Source organism: Frigoribacterium sp. AC512, from assembly GCF_979258295.1.
The window spans coordinates 422,422-442,344 of record NZ_OZ409850.1 but is presented as its reverse complement, the minus strand read 5'-3'; the positions used below and the strand labels follow the sequence as shown (position 1 = coordinate 442,344).

General features: G+C 70.9%; 20 protein-coding genes. 5 read left to right on the top strand and 15 right to left on the bottom strand.

The annotated features are described in order from the left end of the window. Positions 1–106: 106 nt before the first annotated feature. The 4 genes from ACZZ97_RS01920 to ACZZ97_RS01905 all read right to left on the bottom strand — a co-directional run bounded on the left by ACZZ97_RS01920 (position 107) and on the right by ACZZ97_RS01905 (position 3,399). Positions 107–1,153, bottom strand: a complete 1,047-nt coding sequence (locus tag ACZZ97_RS01920; RefSeq protein ID WP_463472110.1) for a sensor histidine kinase — start codon at positions 1,151–1,153, stop codon at positions 107–109. A 92-nt stretch (positions 1,154–1,245) separates the two neighbouring features. Then, positions 1,246–1,917, bottom strand: a complete 672-nt coding sequence (locus ACZZ97_RS01915; protein WP_314100621.1) for a response regulator transcription factor — start codon at positions 1,915–1,917, stop codon at positions 1,246–1,248. Continuing rightward, positions 1,904–2,572 carry a DedA family protein gene (locus ACZZ97_RS01910; protein WP_463472109.1) on the bottom strand — a complete coding sequence of 223 codons (669 nt, stop codon included), beginning with the start codon at positions 2,570–2,572 and terminating at the stop codon, positions 1,904–1,906. Before ACZZ97_RS01910 ends, ACZZ97_RS01915 begins: the two co-directional genes overlap by 14 nt. After that, positions 2,569–3,399: a phosphatase PAP2 family protein gene (locus ACZZ97_RS01905; RefSeq protein WP_463472108.1), complete on the bottom strand. Its 831-nt coding sequence runs from the start codon at positions 3,397–3,399 to the stop codon at positions 2,569–2,571. Before ACZZ97_RS01905 ends, ACZZ97_RS01910 begins: the two co-directional genes overlap by 4 nt. A gap of 140 nt (positions 3,400–3,539) precedes the next feature. Here ACZZ97_RS01905 and ACZZ97_RS01900 point away from each other — a divergent pair, with 140 nt between their 5' ends. Next, entirely contained in the window at positions 3,540–4,337 is a 798-nt protein-coding gene (locus tag ACZZ97_RS01900; RefSeq protein ID WP_463472107.1) for a COG4705 family protein, read from the top strand. Positions 4,338–4,398: 61 nt separating this feature from the next. Then, entirely contained in the window at positions 4,399–4,896 is a 498-nt protein-coding gene (locus ACZZ97_RS01895; protein ID WP_463472106.1) for a DUF2231 domain-containing protein, read from the top strand. 203 nt (positions 4,897–5,099) lie between these two features. On the opposite strand, the gene ACZZ97_RS01890 is transcribed toward ACZZ97_RS01895, so the two are convergent. Genes ACZZ97_RS01890 through kdpF form a run of 5 tightly spaced genes read right to left on the bottom strand, consistent with a single transcriptional unit; the run spans position 5,100 to position 12,157 of the window. Further along, a complete protein-coding gene (locus ACZZ97_RS01890; protein ID WP_463472105.1) occupies positions 5,100–7,598 on the bottom strand; it encodes an ATP-binding protein in 2,499 nt (832 codons plus the stop codon). A gap of 4 nt (positions 7,599–7,602) precedes the next feature. Then, a complete protein-coding gene (gene kdpC, locus ACZZ97_RS01885; RefSeq protein WP_463472104.1) occupies positions 7,603–8,208 on the bottom strand; it encodes a potassium-transporting ATPase subunit KdpC in 606 nt (201 codons plus the stop codon). 27 nt (positions 8,209–8,235) lie between these two features. Continuing rightward, entirely contained in the window at positions 8,236–10,392 is a 2,157-nt protein-coding gene (kdpB, locus tag ACZZ97_RS01880) for a potassium-transporting ATPase subunit KdpB (RefSeq protein WP_463472103.1), read from the bottom strand. 2 nt (positions 10,393–10,394) lie between these two features. After that, positions 10,395–12,068, bottom strand: a complete 1,674-nt coding sequence (gene kdpA / locus ACZZ97_RS01875) for a potassium-transporting ATPase subunit KdpA (RefSeq protein WP_463472102.1) — start codon at positions 12,066–12,068, stop codon at positions 10,395–10,397. Next, complete coding sequence (kdpF, locus tag ACZZ97_RS01870; protein WP_071257733.1) at positions 12,068–12,157, bottom strand: K(+)-transporting ATPase subunit F; 90 nt, start codon at positions 12,155–12,157, stop codon at positions 12,068–12,070. The genes kdpA and kdpF overlap by 1 nt, the downstream gene beginning before the upstream one ends. A gap of 230 nt (positions 12,158–12,387) precedes the next feature. On the opposite strand from kdpF, the gene ACZZ97_RS01865 reads away from it, so the two are divergent. Next, positions 12,388–12,684, top strand: coding sequence for a potassium transporter TrkG (locus ACZZ97_RS01865; RefSeq protein ID WP_463472101.1), 297 nt, complete (start codon positions 12,388–12,390; stop codon positions 12,682–12,684). 115 nt (positions 12,685–12,799) lie between these two features. On the opposite strand, the gene ACZZ97_RS01860 is transcribed toward ACZZ97_RS01865, so the two are convergent. From ACZZ97_RS01860 to ACZZ97_RS01850, 3 genes are all read right to left on the bottom strand, one after another. After that, positions 12,800–14,665 (bottom strand): BCCT family transporter, encoded by a 1,866-nt coding sequence (locus ACZZ97_RS01860; protein ID WP_463472100.1) that lies wholly within the window; start codon positions 14,663–14,665, stop codon positions 12,800–12,802. 54 nt (positions 14,666–14,719) lie between these two features. Continuing rightward, entirely contained in the window at positions 14,720–16,015 is a 1,296-nt protein-coding gene (gene nhaA, locus ACZZ97_RS01855; protein WP_463472099.1) for a Na+/H+ antiporter NhaA, read from the bottom strand. Between the two features lie 132 nt (positions 16,016–16,147). After that, entirely contained in the window at positions 16,148–16,525 is a 378-nt protein-coding gene (locus ACZZ97_RS01850) for a TrkA C-terminal domain-containing protein (RefSeq protein ID WP_463472098.1), read from the bottom strand. A gap of 86 nt (positions 16,526–16,611) precedes the next feature. Between ACZZ97_RS01850 and ACZZ97_RS01845 the strand changes: the two genes are divergently transcribed. Then, complete coding sequence (locus tag ACZZ97_RS01845; protein WP_463472097.1) at positions 16,612–16,872, top strand: GNAT family N-acetyltransferase; 261 nt, start codon at positions 16,612–16,614, stop codon at positions 16,870–16,872. 259 nt (positions 16,873–17,131) lie between these two features. On the opposite strand, the gene ykgO is transcribed toward ACZZ97_RS01845, so the two are convergent. Together ykgO and ACZZ97_RS01835 are read right to left on the bottom strand one after the other, a co-directional pair. Then, the gene (gene ykgO / locus ACZZ97_RS01840; protein ID WP_055795327.1) at positions 17,132–17,254 is read right to left on the bottom strand and encodes a type B 50S ribosomal protein L36; all 123 of its coding nucleotides are present in this window, start codon (positions 17,252–17,254) and stop codon (positions 17,132–17,134) included. A gap of 68 nt (positions 17,255–17,322) precedes the next feature. Then, entirely contained in the window at positions 17,323–17,724 is a 402-nt protein-coding gene (locus ACZZ97_RS01835; protein WP_463472096.1) for a hypothetical protein, read from the bottom strand. Between ACZZ97_RS01835 and ACZZ97_RS01830 the strand changes: the two genes are divergently transcribed. Continuing rightward, positions 17,674–18,339 carry a GTP-binding protein gene (locus ACZZ97_RS01830; protein WP_463472095.1) on the top strand — a complete coding sequence of 222 codons (666 nt, stop codon included), beginning with the start codon at positions 17,674–17,676 and terminating at the stop codon, positions 18,337–18,339. The genes ACZZ97_RS01835 and ACZZ97_RS01830 overlap by 51 nt on opposite strands. A gap of 677 nt (positions 18,340–19,016) precedes the next feature. On the opposite strand, the gene ACZZ97_RS01825 is transcribed toward ACZZ97_RS01830, so the two are convergent. Next, on the bottom strand, positions 19,017–19,751 hold the full coding sequence (locus ACZZ97_RS01825; RefSeq protein ID WP_463472094.1) for a hypothetical protein: 735 nt from the start codon (positions 19,749–19,751) through the stop codon (positions 19,017–19,019). Positions 19,752–19,923: the final 172 nt, after the last annotated feature.

The window sequence follows — 19,923 nt, the reverse complement described above, 5'->3', positions numbered from 1 at the left end:
CGGGGGCCCGGACGACGGGTCAGGCGCGGGAGCGGCTGGCGCGTGACCCGGTGGCCGACCCGCCGTCCGGCACCGGTCGGGACACGTTCGGAGCGACCAGAGTGCGTCAGCCGGCGCCGTCCACGAGAGGCAAGGTGAGCTCGATCGTCGTCCCGGCGGCCGAGGTCGAGGCCACTCGGACGCTGCCCCCGTGACGCAGGGCGACCTCGCGGACGAGCGCGAGGCCTATGCCGAAGCTCGGGCGAGTTCCCTGCCCTCCGCTCGTCGGAGCCGGGGCCGGGGCCGGGGCCGGGACCGGGACCACCGAGCTCACCGCGGGCGACTCCGACCGGGCGAACCGGCCGAAGACGCGCGTCGGGTCGATCCCCGTGATGCCGGGCCCGTGGTCGGTGACGGCCAGCACGACCGAGTCGCCCTCAACACGGGTCGACACGGTGATCGTGGACCCGCCCGGCGCGTGGCCGAGGGCGTTGTCGACCAGGGCCAGCACGGCCCGTCGGAGGCTGGCGGGCGGCACGGCGACACGGACCGACGCGTCGCCCTGCTGGTCGAGCGCCACCGCGCGCTCCTCGGCCAGCACCGACATCGACCGCAGGACCTCCGCGACCACGTCGTCGAGCGAGGCGGACCCCGCCGAGACAGCTCCCTCGGCAGGGTCGCCCCCGGCCGCCTCGAGCAGGTCGCCGACGATGTCGATCAGGGCCCGCGAGTCGTCGCGGAGCCTCGCCAGGTCGGCGGTGACGCCCTCGTCGGCGGTCGCCGCGCCTCCTGCGATCCTGCGCTGCAGTGCCTGGAGGCGGGCGTCGAGCACCGCGAGGGGCGTGCGCAGCTCGTGGCTCGCGTCCGCGACGAACTGGCGCTGCAGGCGCAGGGCCTCGCCGAGCGGCCGGACAGCCCGCCGGGCGATCACGACCGTGACGAGACCGGCGAAGACGACGCCCGCGACGCCGAGGACGACGAGGCCGGCCACGACGTCCGTGGCCGAGACGAAGACCTCGCCCTGGCCCGCGGCGGCGACCTGCTCGAGGCGCTCCTGCGGGACGGTCTGGTGCAGCACCCACGCGATCGTCAGGGCGAGGGCGCCGACCACGACGAGGCCCGAGACGAGCACGATCTGTCGGCCGATCGACCGGGCGGCGGCCTGCAGGGCCACGGCCTCGGGATCGGCAGCGGGCGTGGCCTGGGCACCGGCAACGGCACCACCAGGCCCGCGCCCTCGTCCGCGCCCGCGCCCGCGCCCGCAGCTCACAGGGCACCCACCCGATACCCGCGCCCGCGCACGGTCAGCACGACGTCGCGGTCGATCTTGCGCCGCAGGTAGCTGACGTAGGTGTCGACGGTGCCGAGCTGCTCGCCGTGCGGGAACACCCGGGCGAGCAGGTCGGCCCGGTCGAAGGTGTGGTCGGGGCGGCGGGCCAGCTCGGCGAGCAGCGCGCTCTCGCGCTCGCTCAGCACGACACGGCTCGACCACGGCGTGACGACGATGCGGCTCTCGGGATACAGACGGGCCTCCCCCACGTCGAGCCAGCGCTCCTCGGCGGCGAACGACCGCGTCAGGGCGCGCAGCCGGGCGAACAGCTCGTCGAACTCGAACGGCTTGACGAGGTAGTCGTCCGCACCGCCGTCGAGCCCCGCGACCCGGTCGGCGGTCGTGCCGAGTGCCGTCAGCATCAGCACGGGGGTCGTCACGTGTTCCCGACGGAGGGCCGCGACGAGCTCGGTGCCCTCGAGCCCGGGGAGGCGCCGGTCGACGACGAGCACCTCGTGCCCGCCTGCCCGAGCGGCCTCGAGCCCCTGCCGGCCGTCGGTCACGAGGTCGACCTGCCAAGCCTCGCCGAGCACGTCGGCCACGATGGGCCCGAGCGCCGGGTCGTCCTCGACCAGCAGGAGGCGCGGGCGCGTGTCAGGACCGGTCACCCACCGCCTCCTCGTCCGTCGTCGTCGTCAGGCTCGTCGCCGTCGCGGCCTTCTCGGCCCGGGCGGCGCGCGACCGCCGCAGGGCGGTGACCACGATCGGCAGCACCGACACGACGACGAGCCCGACGGCGAGCAGGTCGATGTGGTCTGCCACGAACGGTAGGCCACCGAGCAGCGATCCGAGCACCGTCATGCCGACGGCCCAGAGGAACGCACCGGTGAGGTTCCACACGATGAACCGGCGGTACGGGTAGCCGCTGGTGCCGGCGGCGAGGGGCACGAAGGTGCGGACGACGGGCACGAACCGGCCCAGGACGAGCGCCTTCCCGCCGTGCCGCTCGAAGAACGCCTCGGCCTGCTCGAGATGCGCCGTCTTGAGCACGCGGGCGTCGGGTCGGAACCAGCGACGCCCGAACCGGTGGCCGAGGAAGAAGCCGACCTGGTCGCCGGCCGCCGCCGCGAGGAACGCGCAGAGCGCGATCACGACGACGCTCAGCCCGAGGCTCAGGTGCAGCAGGCCCGCCGTCACCAACAGCGAGTCGCCCGGCAAGAACGGGAAGAGCAGGCCCGACTCGACGAAGATCATGAGCGACAGGCCGCCGAAGGCCCACGGACCCATGCCGGCGAGGAGGGTCTGGGGGTCGAGGATGCTCACGAGCGGGTCCGTCCTGGGTCGGTGGTCGGGGAGGAGTTCGGCGCCGAGGGCCCGACGGGATGGGCCGAGGGCCCTCCGGGGTGGGCCGAGAGCGCCGGTGCGGCGCGGCCCCCGACCCGGTCGACCAGACGCAGCCACGGCGGCAGCAGCAGCGCCACCACCGAGCAGCCGAGCACGACCGAGGCGACCGTGTCGCTCGGCCAGTGCACGCCCGCCCAGACGCGAGACAGCCCGGCGCCGACCACGCCGAGCGCCGCCGTCGCGACCACGACGGGTGCCCCGCGCCGCCCCCAGGCGAGCAGGACGAACGCCAGCGCGAGCCCGGTCGCGAGCGCCGTGTGCCCGCTGGGGAACGAGAACGAGTGCGGCTCGACGATCAGCGGGTCGACGAGCAGCCCCGGGTCGGGCCGGTCGCGCTGCACGACGACCTTGAGCAGCTCGGCCGCGGCCCACGGACCGGCCGCGACGCCGAGCACCGTGAGGGCTGCGGCCGCTCGACGGCTGAGCACCCACACAGCGACCGTCAGCAGCAGCACGAGGGCCGCGCCCAGCTGCGGCCCGAGGAGCCGGTCGACGAGCAGTGCGGCCCCGTCGAGCACGGGAACGTGCGTGCGGCTCGCGTGCTGGGCGAGGGCCAGGTCGACCTCGCCCACGCCGCCCGCGCCCGAGGTGATCAGCAGCCCGGCGACGACGACGCCAGTGACGCCGGTCGCGCCCCACGCCGTCCACGCCCGGTCGTGGACGACCGCGCGGACGGCAGGGAACAGAGGAGGCGCGGTGCGCCCACGAGGGAGCGCCGACGAGCGCGGACGGTGCAGGACGGTCATGGACGCAGCCTCCGCCCGGCCGTCCCAGAAATCGCCCAGATGCCCTGGCGGGCCGACCCGCGCCTCCTCGTCTCGGGCGGCGCGCCTCCTCGTCTCGGCCTCTGGGGGCTTTCTGGGAGGCGACCCCCGACCGTCGTCGCATGACGACACGCGCTGTTCCGACCGGGGCCCCGGACCTCGACCGCCGGGCCCTGCTGAGCAAGGTCCCCGAGATCACCCTCGCGTTCTGGATGATCAAGGTGCTGTGCACCACCGTCGGCGAGACCTTCGCCGACTTCCTCGCCGACGGCCTCGGACTCGGACTGACCGTGACGAGCATCGTGATGGCGGCCCTGCTCGTCGTGGCGCTCGTCGTCCAGTTCCGGTCGAGGGCCTACGTCCCGGTCGTCTACTGGCTCGCGGTCGTGCTGATCAGCGTCGTCGGCACCCTCCTCACCGACACGCTGACCGACTCGCTCGGCGTCGACCTCTGGGTCTCGACGGCCGTCTTCGCGGTGGCGCTGGCCGCCGTGTTCGCCGTCTGGCACCGCGCCGAGGGCACCCTGTCGATCCACGAGGTGACGACGCCCCGTCGCGAGTCGTTCTACTGGGCAGCCGTGCTGATGACGTTCGCGCTCGGCACCGCGGTCGGCGACCTCCTCGGCGAACAGCTGGCCCTCGGCTACCTGCCCTCGGCGCTGCTGTTCGCCGCGGCCATCGCCGTCGTCGCCCTGGCGCACCGGTTCGCCGGCGTCGGGTCGGTGCTCGCCTTCTGGGCCGCGTACGTCCTCACCCGCCCGCTCGGCGCCTCCGTCGGGGACTTCCTGTCGCAGCCGGTCGCGGACGGCGGGCTCGGCCTCGGATCGACCGTCACGAGCGCGGTGTTCCTCGCGGCCATCGCGGCCCTCGTCGTCGTCCTCACGGTGCGGCGACCGGCGCGCCCGGCTCTGCGCGTCTGACCGTCCCGCCCCGCCCCGCCCTCACCCTCACCCTCGCCACGCCCTCGAGAGAGAAGACCCCATGGACTGGCAGATCAACGGCCTCCCGATGCACCCGCTCATCGTCCACCTCGTCACCGTCGCGTTCCCGACGGCGTCCCTGCTCGTCCTCGTCGGGGCGTTCTGGCCCGCCTTGCGCCGACGGCTCGGCGTCATCACCCCCCTGATCGCCCTGGTGTCGCTGATCGCCGTGCCCCTCGCCACCTCGTCGGGCGAGTCGCTGGAGGAGCAGGTTGGCGGGAGCGCACTGCTCGAGGCCCACACGCAGCTGGGCGACACCCTGCTGCCCTGGGCGATCGCGGTCTTCGTCGTAGCCGTGGCCCAGTGGGCGTGGCAGCACTGGGTGCTGACTCCGGAGGGGCAGCGCCCCCGTCCAGCCGTACGGGGCAGCGCCCGACTGATCGTCGGCGCCTTGCTGACGGTCCTGGCCGTCGGGACGAGCATCGGGGGGATCGTCACGACGGTCCGGATCGGCGACTCCGGCGCGAAGGCCGTGTGGTCGGACTCTTCGCAGGGATGAACGAGGGCGGGCTCGCGTCCGGCTCAGGGCCTGGGCAGCAGCCCGAGCGGCCCTGATGCAGCTGGTGCCGGAGCCGCCGCTCCCGCCCCGCTCCGCCGACAGGAGACACGCATGCCCCTCATCAGGATCGACCTCGTCGAGGGCCGCTCCGACGAGCAGATCGCCGCGATCGGCGGCACCCCCACGCGGACCCTCGTCGACGTCTACGGCCTGCCCGAGCGCGGGTCGGGGAGGGTGGGGAGGGAGACGACCATGGTGAGACCGCCTCCCGGGGTCTCCTCGGCGGTGAGGGTGCCGCCCATGCCCTCCGTGAAGCCCTTGGCAATGGCCAGCCCGAGGCCCAGGCCTGCGGTGTTGTCGGTGTCGCCGAGGCGCTGGAACGGGACGAACACCAGATCCAGGCGGTCCGGGCTGATCCCGGGCCCTCGGTCGGCGACGCGGATCTCCACGACGTCCCCGAAGGTGCTCGCTGAGAGCCGGACGGGGACTCCGGCCGGAGCGTACTTGACGGCGTTGTCGAGGAGGTTCACGAGCACCCGTTGCAGGAGGACGGGATCAGCGTCGACCAGGGGGACGTCATCGGCGATCTGCAGCTCCACCCGCCCGAGGCCGGCTTGAAGTTCGTCCATGGCGGTGAAGAGGACGTCGTCGACGTCGAGGGGTCGACGGGAGACCGCGAGGGCACCCGCTTGGACCCGGCTGACGTCGAGGAGGGCGGTGACGAGGGCCGACAGCGCGTCGAGGCTCTCGCGGGCCGTGGTCAACAACTCGTCGCGATCGTGGTCGTCCCAGACGACGCCACGCTGCTGCAGGCCGGTCACTGCTGCGGTGGCCGAGGCCAGGGGGCGCCGGAGGTCGTGTCCGACGGCTGCGAGCAGTGCTGTTCGTACTCGGTCGACCTGGGCCATGGGGCCGGCGGAGTCCGCCGTGGCCGAGAGGGCCTTGTGTTCGAGGGCTGTCTCGACCTGCGCGGCGATGACGGCGAGGAGCCGGCGCTCGGAGGCGGCGAGGGGCGGCCCCGTCATCTCCAGGCGCGTCGTCTCGCCGGCGGCCACGACGGTGGTCTCCTCGCCTGCACGAGGAGTCCCGACGCGGTCCACGACGGTGCCGTCGGCGTCGACGACCGAGACCGATCGGAGCCGGAACGCGTCCTGGGTGCGGGACAGGAGTGCGTGGAGGGCGTCCTGGCCGCGGATGACTCCGCCGGCGACGGCTGCGAGGAGCTCGGACTCCGCCAGGGCCCTGGCGGCCGAGCGTGCCTTGCGGGCGGCCTGGTCGACGACGTAGCTGACGAGCAGCGCGATGACGACGTAGAGGACCAGGGTCAGCAGGTGCAGCGGACGGCCGACGGTGATGCTGTCGTAGGGCTCGACGAAGAAGAAGTCGAGCGTCACCCCGGAGAGCACCGCGGCGAAGAGGGCAGGCCAGATCCCGCCGACCAGGGCGACCACGACGACGAGGAGCTGGTAGACGAGGACGTCGCTCGTCAACGACTCGTCGCTGCGGAAGGCCACGAGCAGCCAGGTCAGCAGGGGGCCGAGGACGAGGGCGAGGGCCCCGCCGAGGAGCCTGCGGCGGAGGGTCAAGGCGCCGCCGGCTCGCGGGAGCGTGAACCGGTCGCCGGCAGCGGCGTGGGTGACGATGTGCACGTCGATGTCGCCGGATTCGCGGATGACGGTGGCGCCGATGCCGGGGCCTGACAGAGCTGCGGCGATCCTGCTCCGACGGCTGACGCCGATGACGAGCTGGGAGGCGTTCATCGCCTTGGCGAACTGGACGAGCGCCTCCGGCACGTCGCCTCCGACGACCTGGTGGTAGGTGCCGCCGAGCTTCTCCGTCAGGGCGCGTTGGGCTGACAGCGCCCCGGGGTGGGCGTCGCGGAGGCCGTCCTGGGCGATGACGTGGACGGTGACGAGCTCGCCGCCGGAGGACCGGGCGGCGATCCGCGCACCCCTCCGGATGAGGGTCTCGCCTTCAGGGCCGCCCGTGAGGGCGACGACGACTCGCTCCCTCGCCTCCCACTTGCTGTCGATGCCCTTCTCGCGCCGGTAGGCCTTGAGTGCGCTGTCGACCTCGTCGGCGAGCCACAGCAGGGCCAGCTCCCGGAGGGCCGTGAGGTTGCCGAGGCGGAAGTAGTTCGACAGGGCCGCATCGACCCGGGCGGCGGGGTAGACGTTGCCCTCGGCGAGGCGGTCACGGAGGGCCTGCGGTGCGAGGTCGACGACCTCGACCTGGTCGGCGCCGCGGAGGACGCTGTCCGGGACGGTCTCCCGTTGCGCCGCCCCGGTGATCTTCTCGACGACGTCGTTCAGGGACTCGATGTGCTGCACGTTGACCGTCGAGACGACGCTGATGCCGGCGTCGAGGAGGACCTGGACGTCCTGCCATCTCTTCTGTCGGACCGACCCCGGTGCGTTGGTGTGGGCGAGCTCGTCGACGAGGGCGAGGTCGGGGTTCCGCTCGAGGACAGCGTCGACGTCCATCTCGGTCAGCTCGACGCCGCGGTGCGACGTCGTCCGTCGGGGGACGATCTCGAGGTCTGCCAGCATGGCTGCGGTGGCCTCGCGACCGTGGGTCTCGACCACGGCCACGACCACGTCCTTGCCGTCTCGGCGGAGACGGGTGCCCTCTTCGAGCATGGTGCAGGTCTTGCCGACGCCGGGGGCGGCGCCGAGCAGCACCCGGAGCCGCCCTCGCTTCACGGTGTCAGCGTCCCGTCTCGGCCAGGGCCGTGTTCAGCTCGAGCACGTTCACCGTGGGCTCTCCGAGGTAGCCGAGGTCGCGGCCCTGGGTGTGCTCCGCCACGAGGGCCTCGACGTCCGCGACGGGCAGGTCGCGGGCGTCCGCGATCCGCTCGACCTGGAGTCGGGCGTACTCAGGGCTGATGTGGGGGTCGAGCCCCGAGGCGGAGGCGGTGAGGGCGTCGACGGGGACGTCCTCCGGGTCGACGCCGTCGCTCTCGGCGATCGCTGTACGGCGTTCGTCGATCGCGGCGATGAGGTCCTCGTTCTCTGGCCCGTAGTTGCTGCCGCTCGAGGCCGAGGCGTCGTAGCCGTCTCCGGCTGCGGAGGGCCGTGACTGGAACCACTCGGGCAGGGCGGCCCCGTCGGCGTCGGTGAACGACTGGCCGATCAGGGAGGAGCCGACGGTCTCGCCGTCGAGGGCGACGGCGGATCCGTCGGCCTTGCCTCCGAGGGCGAGCTGTCCCACCCCGGTGATGACGGCCGTGTAGGCCACGCCGAGGACGACGGTGAAGACGAGCATCGCGCGGAGGGCGACGCCGTACTGGCGGAGGAGGGTGCGTGTGTTCATGGTCTCTTTCTCGGTTCTGGTCGCCGGCTAGAAGCCGGGGACGACGCTGACGACGAGGTCGACGATCTTGATGCCGACGAACGGGGCGACGACGCCGCCGAGCCCGTAGACGAGGAGGTTGCGCGACAAGATCGAGGACGCCGACGCCGCGCGGTACTTCACACCCCGCAGGGCGAGCGGGATGAGGACGACGATGACGAGGGCGTTGAAGATGATCGCCGAGAGGATCGCGGAGGCCGGCGAGCTGAGCTGCATCAGGTTGAGCAGCCCCAGCCCGGGGAACACCCCGGCGAACATGGCCGGGATGATCGCGAAGTACTTCGCGATGTCGTTCGCGATCGAGAACGTCGTGAGGGCGCCGCGGGTGATGAGCAGCTGCTTGCCGATGCGGACGATGTCGATCAGCTTCGTCGGGTCGCTGTCGAGGTCGACCATGTTGCCGGCCTCCTTGGCGGCCGACGTGCCGGTGTTCATCGCGACGCCGACGTCGGCCTGCGCCAGGGCCGGGGCGTCGTTGGTGCCGTCGCCGGTCATGGCGACGAGCGCGCCGCCCTCCTGCTCGCGGCGGATCAGCGCGAGCTTGTCCTCCGGGGTGGCCTCGGCGAGGTAGTCGTCGACGCCGGCCTCGGCCGCGATGGCCTTGGCGGTGAGCGGGTTGTCGCCCGTGATCATCACGGTGCGGATGCCCATCGTGCGCAGCTCGGCGAACCGCTCGCGCAGCCCGGTCTTGACGACGTCCTTCAGGTAGACGACGCCGAGGACTCGGGCCTCGGCCGTGGTGCTCTTCACGGCGACGACGAGGGGTGTGCCGCCGGCGTGGGAGATCTCGTCGATGCGGGCCTGGAGTTCGTCGTGCTCGGTGCTGGCGAGGTGGCGGTCCTGCTCGATCCAGGCGATGACGGAGTTCCCGGCGCCCTTGCGGATCTGGGTGCCGTCGGGCAGGTCGAGACCGGACATGCGGGTCTGGGCCGTGAAGGGGACGATCTCCCCCTGCTGACCGCCCGCGTCGTGCCAGCCCGTCGTCAGGGCGAGGTCGACGATCGACTTGCCCTCGGGCGTCGGGTCGGCGAGGGAGGACCGCGCTGCGGCGTCGACGAGCTCGGCTCGTGCGATGCCGTCGAGGGGCGTGAACTCGGCAGCCTGCCGGTTGCCGTAGGTGATGGTGCCGGTCTTGTCGAGCAGCAGGGTCGTCACGTCGCCGGCGGCCTCGACCGCGCGGCCCGACATCGCGAGCACGTTGCGCTGCACGAGGCGGTCCATCCCGGCGATGCCGATCGCGCTCAGCAGCGCACCGATGGTGGTCGGGATCAGGCAGACGAGCAGGGCGATGAGCACCGGGATGCTGACGGACGCGTCGCTGTAGCTGGCGATCGGGTTCAGCGTCAGGGTCACGACGACGAACACGATCGACAGGCTCGCGAGCAGGATGTTGAGCGCGATCTCGTTCGGGGTCTTCTGTCGGGAGGCGCCCTCGACGAGGCGGATCATCCGGTCGACGAAGGTCTCGCCGGGCTTGCTCGTGATGCGGACGACGACCCGGTCGGACAGCACGCGGGTGCCGCCGGTGACGGCGCTGCGGTCGCCGCCCGACTCGCGGATGACCGGGGCGGACTCGCCCGTGATCGCCGATTCGTCGACGCTCGCGATGCCCCAGACGATGTCGCCGTCGCCCGGGATCAGCTCGCCGGCGGTCACGACGACCGTGTCGCCGAGCGTGAGGTCGGCGGACGACACCGACTCGAGGGAGGCGCGTTCGGCACCGGCGTCGGAGGTCGCGTCGTAGGACGCCACGCGCTGGGCGGTGGTGCTGGTGCGGGTGGCCTTGAGGGTCTCGGCCTGTGCCTTGCCGCGGCCCTCGGCGACGGACTCGGCGAGGTTGGCGAAGACGACGGTGAGCCAGAGCCAGACCGCGATGGCCCAGGCGAAGGACCCCGGGACGGCTGAGCCGCCGGATGTCTCCGGACCGGTGAACAGGCCGGCGATCGCGAGGATCGTCGTGTAGGCGGCGCCCACCTCGACGATGAACATGACCGGGTTGTGCCACATCTCGCGCGGGTCGAGCTTGCGCAGGGCACCGGGCAGGGCGGCGACGAGCTGGGCGGCGCTGAAGGCGCCCCCGCGGTTCGTCGGCGCGACGTCCAGGTCGTGGTCGGTGGTGGTGGGTGTGTCGGTGACAGCGGACATGGTTACTGCAGCCCTTCAGCGAGCGGTCCCAGTGCGAGGACGGGGAAGTAGGTCAGCGCGGTGATGATCACGGAGACGCCGGTGAGCAGGCCCACGAACTGCGGGCGGTGCGTGGGGAGGGTCCCGGCGGTGGCGGGGACCTTGTCCTGGGCGGCGAACGAGCCGGCGAGGGCGAGCACGAGCACGATCGGCAGGAACCGGCCGAGCAGCATCGCGACGCCGAGGGCCGTGTTGAACCAGGGGGTGTTCGCGGTGAGCCCCGCGAAGGCCGAGCCGTTGTTGTTCGACGCCGACGTGAACGCGTAGAGCACCTCGCTGAAGCCGTGCAGGCCCGGGTTCCAGATCGACGTGCCCTCGACGTCGGCGCGCACCGCGGGGATCGCGAAGCTCAGGGCGGTCCCGGCGAGCACGAGGGTCGGCGTGACGAGGATGTACAGGCTCGCGAGCTTGATCTCGCGCGGCCCGATCTTCTTGCCGAGGTACTCCGGCGTGCGGCCGACGAGCAGGCCGGCGATGAACACCGTGATGACGGCCAGGACGAGCATCCCGTAGAGGCCCGAGCCGACGCCGCCGGGGGCGATCTCGCCGAGCATCATGTTGATCATCGGCATCATGCCGCCGAGGGCGGTGTACGAGTCGTGCATCGAGTTGACGGCGCCGGTCGAGGTGAGGGTCGAGGTGGAGCCGAACAGGGTGGATCCCCAGATGCCGAACCGCGCCTCCTTGCCCTCCATCGCGCCGCCGGCGAGCTGCGGTGCCGTGCCGGCGCCCCGCAGCTCCGCCCACGTGAGGGCGGACAGGGAGACCGCGAAGATGGTGGCCATGACGGCCGCGATCGCGACGCCCTGCTCGGTGGAGCCGACCATGCGGCCGAAGGTGCGCGGCAGCGAGAACGGGATGACGAGCATCAGGAGGATCTGCAGCAGGCTCGTCCAGGCTGTGGGGTTCTCGAACGGGTGGGCGCTGTTGGCGTTGAAGAAGCCGCCGCCGTTGGTGCCCAGCAGCTTGATGGCCTCCTGCGACGCGACGGGTCCGCCGGGGATCGTCGCGGTGCCGCCGGTCAGGGTCGCGACGTCGGTGAACCCGGCGAAGTTCTGGACGACGCCGCCCGCGATGAGCGCCACGGCCGCGACCGCGGCGAGGGGCAGCAGGAGGCGGACGAGCGTGCGGGTCAGATCGACCCAGAAGTTGCCGAGCGTCCCGGTCCTCACTCGGGCGAGACCTCGGATGAGGGCGACGGCCACGACGATGCCGACGGCCGCGGAGACGAAGTTCTGCACGGCGAGGCCGCCGAGCTGCACCGCGTACCCGAGGGTCACGTCCGGCGAGTACGACTGCCAGTTGGTGTTCGTGACGAAGGAGGCGGCGGTGTTGAACGAGAGCCCCTCGGGCACGGCGGGGAAGCCGAGCGAGTACGGCAGGACGCCCTGGAGGCGCTGCAGGGCGTAGACGAGGAGGACACCCACGAGGGAGAACGCCAGGACGCCACGGAGGTAGGCCTGCCAGGTCTGTCCGGAGGCGGAGTCGACGCCGATGAGACGGTAGAAGCCCCGCTCGACGCGGAGGTCCCCCGCCGTGGTGAACATGGTCGCCATGTAGTCGCCGACAGGCCGGTAGAGGACCACCAGGACGACGACGACCGTGAGGACCTGGAGGATGCCGAAGACGGTGTCCATCAGAACCGCTCAGGCTTCACGAGCGCGTACACGAGGTACGCGAGAGCGGCCACCGCGAGGACAGCCGCACCGATGCTGAAGACGATCACAGCTTCTCGACCCCCTTCGCCACGAGGGACACCACTGCGAACACAGCGATGACGGCGAGCACGTACACGATGTCGAGCACTACGACTCCAAGGAGAACGATCGACGAGCCACCAGGGCCCGGTGCCCGTCGTGGGCACAGCGAGTCAGTAGACACCCCGGGGAACGCCCGATCGGCGGCCCTCACGGGTTCCTCACGCCAGGACGTGGATTCCTCACGAACACCACACGGGTGGGCGCGAGATCGTCGACACCGGCGCCTCCCACCCTCGTCCTCGCCGCGACCGCGCTCATCATGACCGTCAGCGACGAACCCCTCGGCCGCCTCCTGTTCGAGGTGATCTCCGCCTTCGCCCCCTGCGGCCTGAGCGTGGGGCTGAGCGCCGAGCTCGACCCCTTCGGCGAGTACGCGCTCGCCGCCCTCATGTTCGCCGGCCGCGTCGGGCCCATCGGCCTCGCCTCGGCCCTCGCCGTCCGCCGCCGCACCCTGCTGTACGACTACCCGGAGGACCGCCCCGTCATCGGCTGACGCCGGACCAGGGACGGGACCGGACGGGCACGCCGTTGGGCGGGACGGCGACGGGCGGGACGGCGACGGGCGCCGTCTCCGAGGAGACGACGCCCGTCAGGCCGACACTTCGAGGTCAGCGCTCTCTCGTACCTTCCTGGTCGGCTGTGCCGGGTGCGCCCTCGTCGAGGCGCCCGTCGATGGCCGGGTCAGGCGACACGACGTCGACCCGCAAGGGCGGCTCGGCCACGACCGCGGAGGCGGACGCCTCCGGACCCGAGACGGAATCCGCACGGGCTCCACGGACGCGGCGCTTGACCGCCTCCCACGGCCGGGCCAGGCCCTTGCCGCCCGCACGGCCGGGCGCGTCGACCTCGAGGCCGTAGTACGCGCCCACGTGCTCGAGGAGGACGTCGCGTTCGGCCTTGTCGTACGCACGTCGTTCGCGGTTGAAGGCGATGATCGTCGACCAGCACGTCAAGAGCAGCACGATGCTGAACGGCAGGGCGGTCGTGATCGCCGCGGTCTTCAGGGCGTCGAGACCACCGGTCAGGAGGAGCGCGACGGCGAGCAGGGCGGCCACGAGGGCGAAGAACACGCGGAGCCAGTTCTTCGGCTCGATGTCGCCGCCGGACGCGATCATCGCCATGACGAGCGATCCGGAGTCCGACGACGTGACGAAGAACACCCCGATGAGCAAGATCGCGCCGAAGGTGAGGACGGTGCCGGCGGGCAGGCCGCCGAGCAGGGCGAACAGCGACCCCTCGACGTCGACCGAGCCGTCGGCGCCGACGAGGCCGCCGGCGCCGTCGGTCTGCTGGTGGATCGCGGCGCCGCCGAGGACGGCGAACCACAGGAAGGTGAGAGCGGTCGGGACCAGCAGGACGCCGAAGACGAACTGGCGCACCGTGCGGCCCTTGGAGATGCGGGCGATGAAGATGCCGACGAACGGCGCCCACGACATCCACCAGCCCCAGTAGAAGGTGGTCCAGGCGCCCTGCCACTCCTCACCGGCTGCGCCCTGCTGGGCGGTCACGTTGAACGACAGGCCGACGACGTTCTGCAGGTAGGCGCCGATCGACTGGACGAAGTCGCGGAGCAGGAACTGCGTGGGCCCGACGATCAGGATGAACAGGAGAAGGGCCGCGGCGAGGATCAGGTTGAAGTTCGAGAGGATCTTCATGCCCTTGGTGACGCCGGTGACGAGCGACACGATGGTCACGGCCGTGATCACGGCGATGATCGAGATCTGGCTGACGATGCTGCTCTCGGCGATGCCGGCAGCTTCCAGGCCTGCGCCGATCTGGATGACGCCGAGGCCGAGCGACGTCGCGACGCCGAAGAGGGTGCCGACGAGGGCGATGACGTCGATCAGGTTGCCCCAGCCGCCGCGGACGCGGTCGCCGAGGAGGGGTTCGAGGGCCCAGCGGATCGAGACGGGACGACCTCGGCGGTGGATCGCGTAGGCGAGGGCGAGGCCGAGCACGACGTAGATGGCCCAGGCGTGCAGCCCCCAGTGCAGGAAGGTCTGGGTCAGGGCCTGCTGCGCGAGCTGGTCCTCCGTGCCGGTGACGCCGGGGCGGGGGGAGGCGAAGTGGCTGAGGGGCTCGGAGACGCCGTAGAAGACGAGTCCGATGCCCATGCCGGCGGCGAAGAGGAGCGCGAACCAGGAGCCGGTGGAGAACTCGGGTTCGTCCTTGTCCTTGCCGAGCTTGATGCCGCCGAACCGGCTGAAGCCGATGAAGAGGCTGAACCCGACGAAGAAAGCGGCGATCAAGACGTAGTACCAGCTGAAGTTCTTGACGATCCCGCTCTGCAGGCCGAGGAACAGCGCCTCAGCCGACGCGGGCGCGATCAGCGTGTACGCGACGAAGCCGAGGACGACGACGGCGGCGGGCCAGAAGACCCAACGTCGCAGCTGCGGGGTGGTCGAGACGGTCTCCGTCAGGGAAGCGGGATGGTCGGCGGAGGGCCCGGATGAGGGCGGTGTTGTCGTGGCCATGCACCCATGGTGACGGGTCGAGGGCGTGCTGTCCCAATCACGCCGTCGAGTCGGTCACTGATCCTGGTGACGGTAGTGACGGTTGCGAGGCCGGAGGACAGCCGTGGCGAGGCCCGCCGCGACGACCGAGGCGATGAGGATGGCGACCTTGGCGTCGTCGTCGTGGGCGCTGCCGAGCCCGTAGCTGAGCTCTGCGACGAGCAGGGAGACGGTGAAGCCGATGCCGCCGAGGAGGGCGACACCGGTGAGGTCGATCCACGTGATCGTCCGGTCGAGCTCTGCCCGGGTGATCCGCGTCGTGATCCACGTCGTCGCGAGGATCCCGATCGGCTTGCCGAGCACGAGCGCGGCGATGATGCCGATCGTGACCGGGCTGGACAGCGCTGTCCTCAGTCCGTCGAGGCCGCCGAAGGCGACCCCGGCGGAGAAGAACGCGAAGACGGGGACGGCGAAACCGGTGGAGATGGGCCGGAAGCGGTGCTCGAAGACCTCGGAGAGCCCGGGGCCGGTGCCCGGCCCGCCGCTGGCCTGGCTGCGGATGACGGGGACGGCGAAGCCGAGGAGGACGCCGGCGACGGTGGCGTGGACGCCCGAGGCGTGGATGAGGCCCCACACGAGGACGGCGACGGGCAGCAAGATGAACCAGTTCGCCGCCGGGTGCAGGCCGAAGAAGCGTCGGAACCGCTGCGTGAGGAAGACGTACGCGGCGAGCGGGACCAGCGCCAGCACCAACGGGAGCACCTCGATGGCGCTGGTGTAGACGAACGCGATGATGCCGATGGCGATCAGGTCGTCGACGACGGCGAGGGTCAGCAGGAAGATCCGCAGCGCAGCCGGCAGTCTCGAGCCGACGATCGCGAGCACGGCCACGGCGAACGCGATGTCCGTCGCCGTGGGGATCGCCCACCCGCGCACCGCCTCTGGGTCGGAGACGTTGATGACGGTGAAGATCAGGGCAGGAACGAGGACTCCGCCGAACGCGGCGGCCACCGGCACGATCGCCTTGCTGATCTTCCGCAGCTCTCCCGCGACGAATTCTCGCTTGAGCTCCAGGCCGACGAGGAAGAAGAAGATCGCCAGCAGCCCGTCGGCGGCCCACTCCCCCACGCTCAGGTGCAGCCCCAGGGCGGCCGGGCCGAACTCGAAGTCGCGCAGGGCGAAGTAGGCACCGGCCCACGGCGAGTTCGCCCACACGACCGCGACGACCGCCGCGATGACCAGGACGATGCCGCCCACGGTCTCCTTGCGGAGGATCTCCCCGAGGCGGGTGGACTCCAGGGAGGTGTCCTCAGCGAACAGCCCGGGAGAAGCGGCGGGAGAGCGGGAAGGGGTGAGGTCGTCGTGTGGCATCGTCCCCTGTCTTACCAGACGGGGCAGCTCGACTCCTCACCAGCACGGGACGCCCCGAGACCGGTCGACCTGTCGACCCGGCACGACCACGGAGCACACGAGCCACTTCGCCTCGACGTGGGCCTGCCGGGATCAGAGTGCGCAGAACCGCTCGGTGCGTTCGCGGGGCCCGGTGACGATGATGAGGTCGCCCTCAGCGGGGACCGTGTCCGCAGAAGCCGCCCGCCAGTGTCCGTCGAGGGACCGGATCTTGACGACCGTGACGTCGAAGCGCCGTCGCATCCCGCTCTCGTCCAGTCGACGACCGACGATCTCCGCGGGAGCGACCGTCTTCGCGACGACGAGGTCGTGGTCGAACTCGACGTAGTCGAGCATGGAGCCGCGCACGAGGTGCGCGACCCGACGACCCATGTCGGCCTCCGGGTAGACGACGTGGTCGACGCCGAGCTGGTCGAGGATCAGTCCGTGCTGGGGGTTGATGGCCTTCGCCCAGATGGAGGGGACCTGCATCCGGCGCAACATCGAGGCGGTGAGGATGCTGGACCGGCTCCTGGACTTTCCGGCACGTCGTCGACACCGCCGGGGACGTCGTCGGGATGGGGCGCGTCGTCGGGGACGGCGCCTGGTACTTCCTCATCGCCGACATGGCCACCCTCCCCGCGCACCAAGGCCGAGGGATCGGAGGAGCCGTCCTGGACGCCCTCCTGGCTCACGTCGCTGAGCACGCGCCTCCGGGGGCCTACGTGACCCTCACGGCTGACCCGCCGGGCAGACGCCTCTACGAGCGACGCGGCTTCGTCGACGTCGCCCCCGGACGAACCGGGATGCACCTCGTCATGCCCGCTCCGGGCGCCTGACGGACGATCCCTCGTGGCGGCATCGGTTCCCGGCGCGACGTCGCCATCGAGCACTGAGCGCTCGATGCGGTCGCGCAAGCGCTCTTCGTCACGCCGCTGGAGGTCGGTGACGAAGGTGCGGACGTGAGGGTGGCGGAGGTGTCGACCATGACGGCACTGCTCGTCAGGCAAGCGTCCGTGAATGCGACGAGGGCCTCACCAGATGGTGGGGCCAGATGCGCCGACCCCACGGCCGCGAACGCGAGAGCAGTGACCGCCGTCAGCCCTGACGGGCCTTCCAGCGCGGGTCTTTCTTGTTGATGACGAAGACCCGGCCACGCCGGCGCACGACCTGCGATCCAGGGATGGCCTTCAGTGCCTTGAGCGAATTGCGGACCTTCATGACGCCTCCGATTGTTAGTGAGAACAGTTATCAACTAGCGTAGTGGCATGACCACCGGACCCGCTTCCTCACCCACCTCGCGACACCGGGGCATCGTCCTCGTCGGCGGGCAGGACGCCGCCGAGATCGAACGGATCGCGCAGGTGATCGCCGGCGATGCGAGTCATCTCGTCACCGTCGGCCCCGACGTGCAGGAAGGCGCTGACGATGTCCATCGGCTCGCCCTCGACCTGGCGAGATCTGGTGACCGCGTCGACGTCGTCGCCGCCCTCGTCCCGGGCACCCCGTTGCGGGCGTCGGCGCTGTTGCTCGGCGCGCTGGTGGACTCCGACCTGGGCAGGCCGAGCGGAGAGTGCCTGCTCCAGCACGTGGTGGCCGGGGTCAGCGCGGTCGATCTCGCCGATCTGGCACTGCGCGGTGTGGACGACAGGTTCTTCGCCGCCGAGCACGTCATCGACCTCGTCGAGCACGCCACCGTCGTCATGCTCACGGACACCGCAGCTGTGCCCCCGCAGGACCTCCAGATCCTCGAACGACTGCTCGCCCGGCTCGCACCCGAGACCGCAGTCCTCAGAGCTGAGGACCTTGCCCGTGACTCCCTGTCGGCACGAGGAGGCGCAGCGCAGCTCGGCGGCGCGGCCGGCTGGATGCAGGCACTCTCGGAGCACACCCCCGACCACCACAATGACGGGACGATCACCACCTTCGTCTACCGGGACGAGCGCCCCTTCCATCCGGAGCGTCTCGCGGCAGTCGTGGAGCGCACCTTCGCCCCGGGGGCCGTCGGCACGGTGCTCCGGTCACGCGGCTTCACGCAGTTCGCCACCCGTAGCGACCGGGTCGGCTCCTGGTCGAGCGTCGGACAGATGCTGAGCCTGGACCCCACGTCACTCCCGTCGTGGCACCCCGACTCACCTCACGGGCAACAGATCGCCTTCTTCGGCCTCGACCTCGACGTCGCGGCCATCCGCCGAGACCTCGACACGTGCCTCCTCACCAACGACGAGCTGCTCAGCGACCCCGCCTCGTGGCGTGACCTGGTCGACCCCTTCCCCGTCTGGGACGGCCACCGACACACCCACTAGCGCCGCCCGTGAGCCGATGCTCTGCGGGGCGGACGCGGGTTGCTAGCTAGCGGCGCGGTCGCTGAACTCGGTCATGCCAAGGAAAGCCTCGGAGTAGGCGGTCGAGTGGACGGAGGTGGACCGGTTCAGGCCGGTGCTCGGCTTGGGGAGCGTCACCACGATGATCCACATCGTTCACGGAGTCGGCGGGCTTGAGCGCTCTCGCGTCAGCCTCGGCGAACCATCCGCGTTCTTCGAAAATGACGACCTCCGTCGGTTCCGAGAAGCATCCCAGCGGGACAGGTCTTGGTGAACGATCCCCTATCGAGATGCTTGCCGGTCCACTCCGAGCCGGCTTGCTCGAGTCACGATCGGTCGACGTACTCACAAGACGACACGGCGACTACACGCCCGAGACTCTCACTAGGCTCGGCTTCGTTTCGAGCGACCCTGTCGACTTCGCCGTCCAAGCAGTCGGACTCGATTCCGGGAAGCGTCCGTCCAAGAAGCAGTTGTGGTCCGTCAACCCGTCCCTCCACGTGATCGACATCGACACAGACCAAGGCCCTTTGCAGCTCGGCCTGCAATCCCACCAGGTAGACACCATTCGAACGCAGCTGCAGCCGGCCGGCCCGCCGAGTTGAAGAGCACCAGCTCAGTGCCCTGAACACGTCAACGATCGTCTGTCACGGTCACCGCTAGGCGATCGTCAAGTGAGACGGGTGCACGGTCCAGGCCGCGCGGCCGGGCGCGTAAGGGAGAAAATGCAGCTGACGAGGACGCAGCCGATGCGCTCCGTCCCGATACGAGCCTCCGACGACAGCGCCATCGACGTCCAGTAGGTGACACGTACGCCACGTGCTCCGAACGGTGCCGCCTCCGACCACGAACTGCGTCACGACGCGGAGCGCCTCGACCAGGCCGTCATCGCCATCGCCGCCCAGATCCCACCAGCCGAAGTCGTCGCCGCTGACGACGACCGAGTCGTCCTTGATCACCAGGACCTCGAAAGGCAGGGCTCGGTGCCGGTGCGGGGTCACTGTCACCACACGGTCGAACTCGGCCTGAACGGTGGAGACCTCGACGTCGCCAGCCTGGCCGACCAGGGCTACGACCCGGGCGACGAAGGCGTCGAGACTGCCAGGCTCGAGGCGCCCGGTGAGGAGATGGTCCGCAAGAAGAAACCAAGCCTCTGCGAAGTCAGCCTCATCCCAGCCCAGCTCCCACCGCCGGGCGGGCATGCCTGAGGTCGGGGCTATGTCGATCACCAGCCCATCAGCCGCGACGACCGAGAACTGGCCTACTTGGAGCTGCGGCAGCCTCGAGATGCCGGAACTGAATGATCTTGACCGGACGGCGCTGCCGAACTCCTCGCCGGCGCGAGTGGCGAACAACTCGAACCGCTCGATGACGTCGCCGGGGACCGGTGCCATGACCTTATCTTGCGGCATCAAGACCAAGCTCGGCCATCACACTTACGGTTCGTGCCCGGTCGGTAAGCCATCCCCTATCGGGCACCTGCATATGCGGCAGAACTGCTGGAGTTCTTCTTCAGCAGTAGGCGGTGTATCGTGCCCATCACTGAGGTAAAAGGCGTCGCGCTCT

Excerpts from the sequence above, each read along its gene's own strand:
- ykgO (WP_055795327.1), bottom strand. The coding sequence starts at position 17,254 with ATGAAGGTCCGCAATTCGCTCAAGGCACTGAAGGCCATCCCTGGATCG.
- kdpB (WP_463472103.1), bottom strand. The coding sequence starts at position 10,392 with ATGTCCGCTGTCACCGACACACCCACCACCACCGACCACGACCTGGAC.
- ACZZ97_RS01905 (WP_463472108.1), bottom strand. The coding sequence starts at position 3,399 with ATGACCGTCCTGCACCGTCCGCGCTCGTCGGCGCTCCCTCGTGGGCGC.
- ACZZ97_RS01845 (WP_463472097.1), top strand. The coding sequence starts at position 16,612 with ATGGGGCGCGTCGTCGGGGACGGCGCCTGGTACTTCCTCATCGCCGAC.
- nhaA (WP_463472099.1), bottom strand. The coding sequence starts at position 16,015 with ATGCCACACGACGACCTCACCCCTTCCCGCTCTCCCGCCGCTTCTCCC.
- ACZZ97_RS01895 (WP_463472106.1), top strand. The coding sequence starts at position 4,399 with ATGGACTGGCAGATCAACGGCCTCCCGATGCACCCGCTCATCGTCCAC.
- ACZZ97_RS01900 (WP_463472107.1), top strand. The coding sequence starts at position 3,540 with ATGACGACACGCGCTGTTCCGACCGGGGCCCCGGACCTCGACCGCCGG.
- kdpA (WP_463472102.1), bottom strand. The coding sequence starts at position 12,068 with ATGGACACCGTCTTCGGCATCCTCCAGGTCCTCACGGTCGTCGTCGTC.
- ACZZ97_RS01825 (WP_463472094.1), bottom strand. The coding sequence starts at position 19,751 with ATGGCACCGGTCCCCGGCGACGTCATCGAGCGGTTCGAGTTGTTCGCC.
- ACZZ97_RS01860 (WP_463472100.1), bottom strand. The coding sequence starts at position 14,665 with ATGGCCACGACAACACCGCCCTCATCCGGGCCCTCCGCCGACCATCCC.
- kdpC (WP_463472104.1), bottom strand. The coding sequence starts at position 8,208 with ATGAACACACGCACCCTCCTCCGCCAGTACGGCGTCGCCCTCCGCGCG.
- ACZZ97_RS01850 (WP_463472098.1), bottom strand. The coding sequence starts at position 16,525 with ATGCAGGTCCCCTCCATCTGGGCGAAGGCCATCAACCCCCAGCACGGA.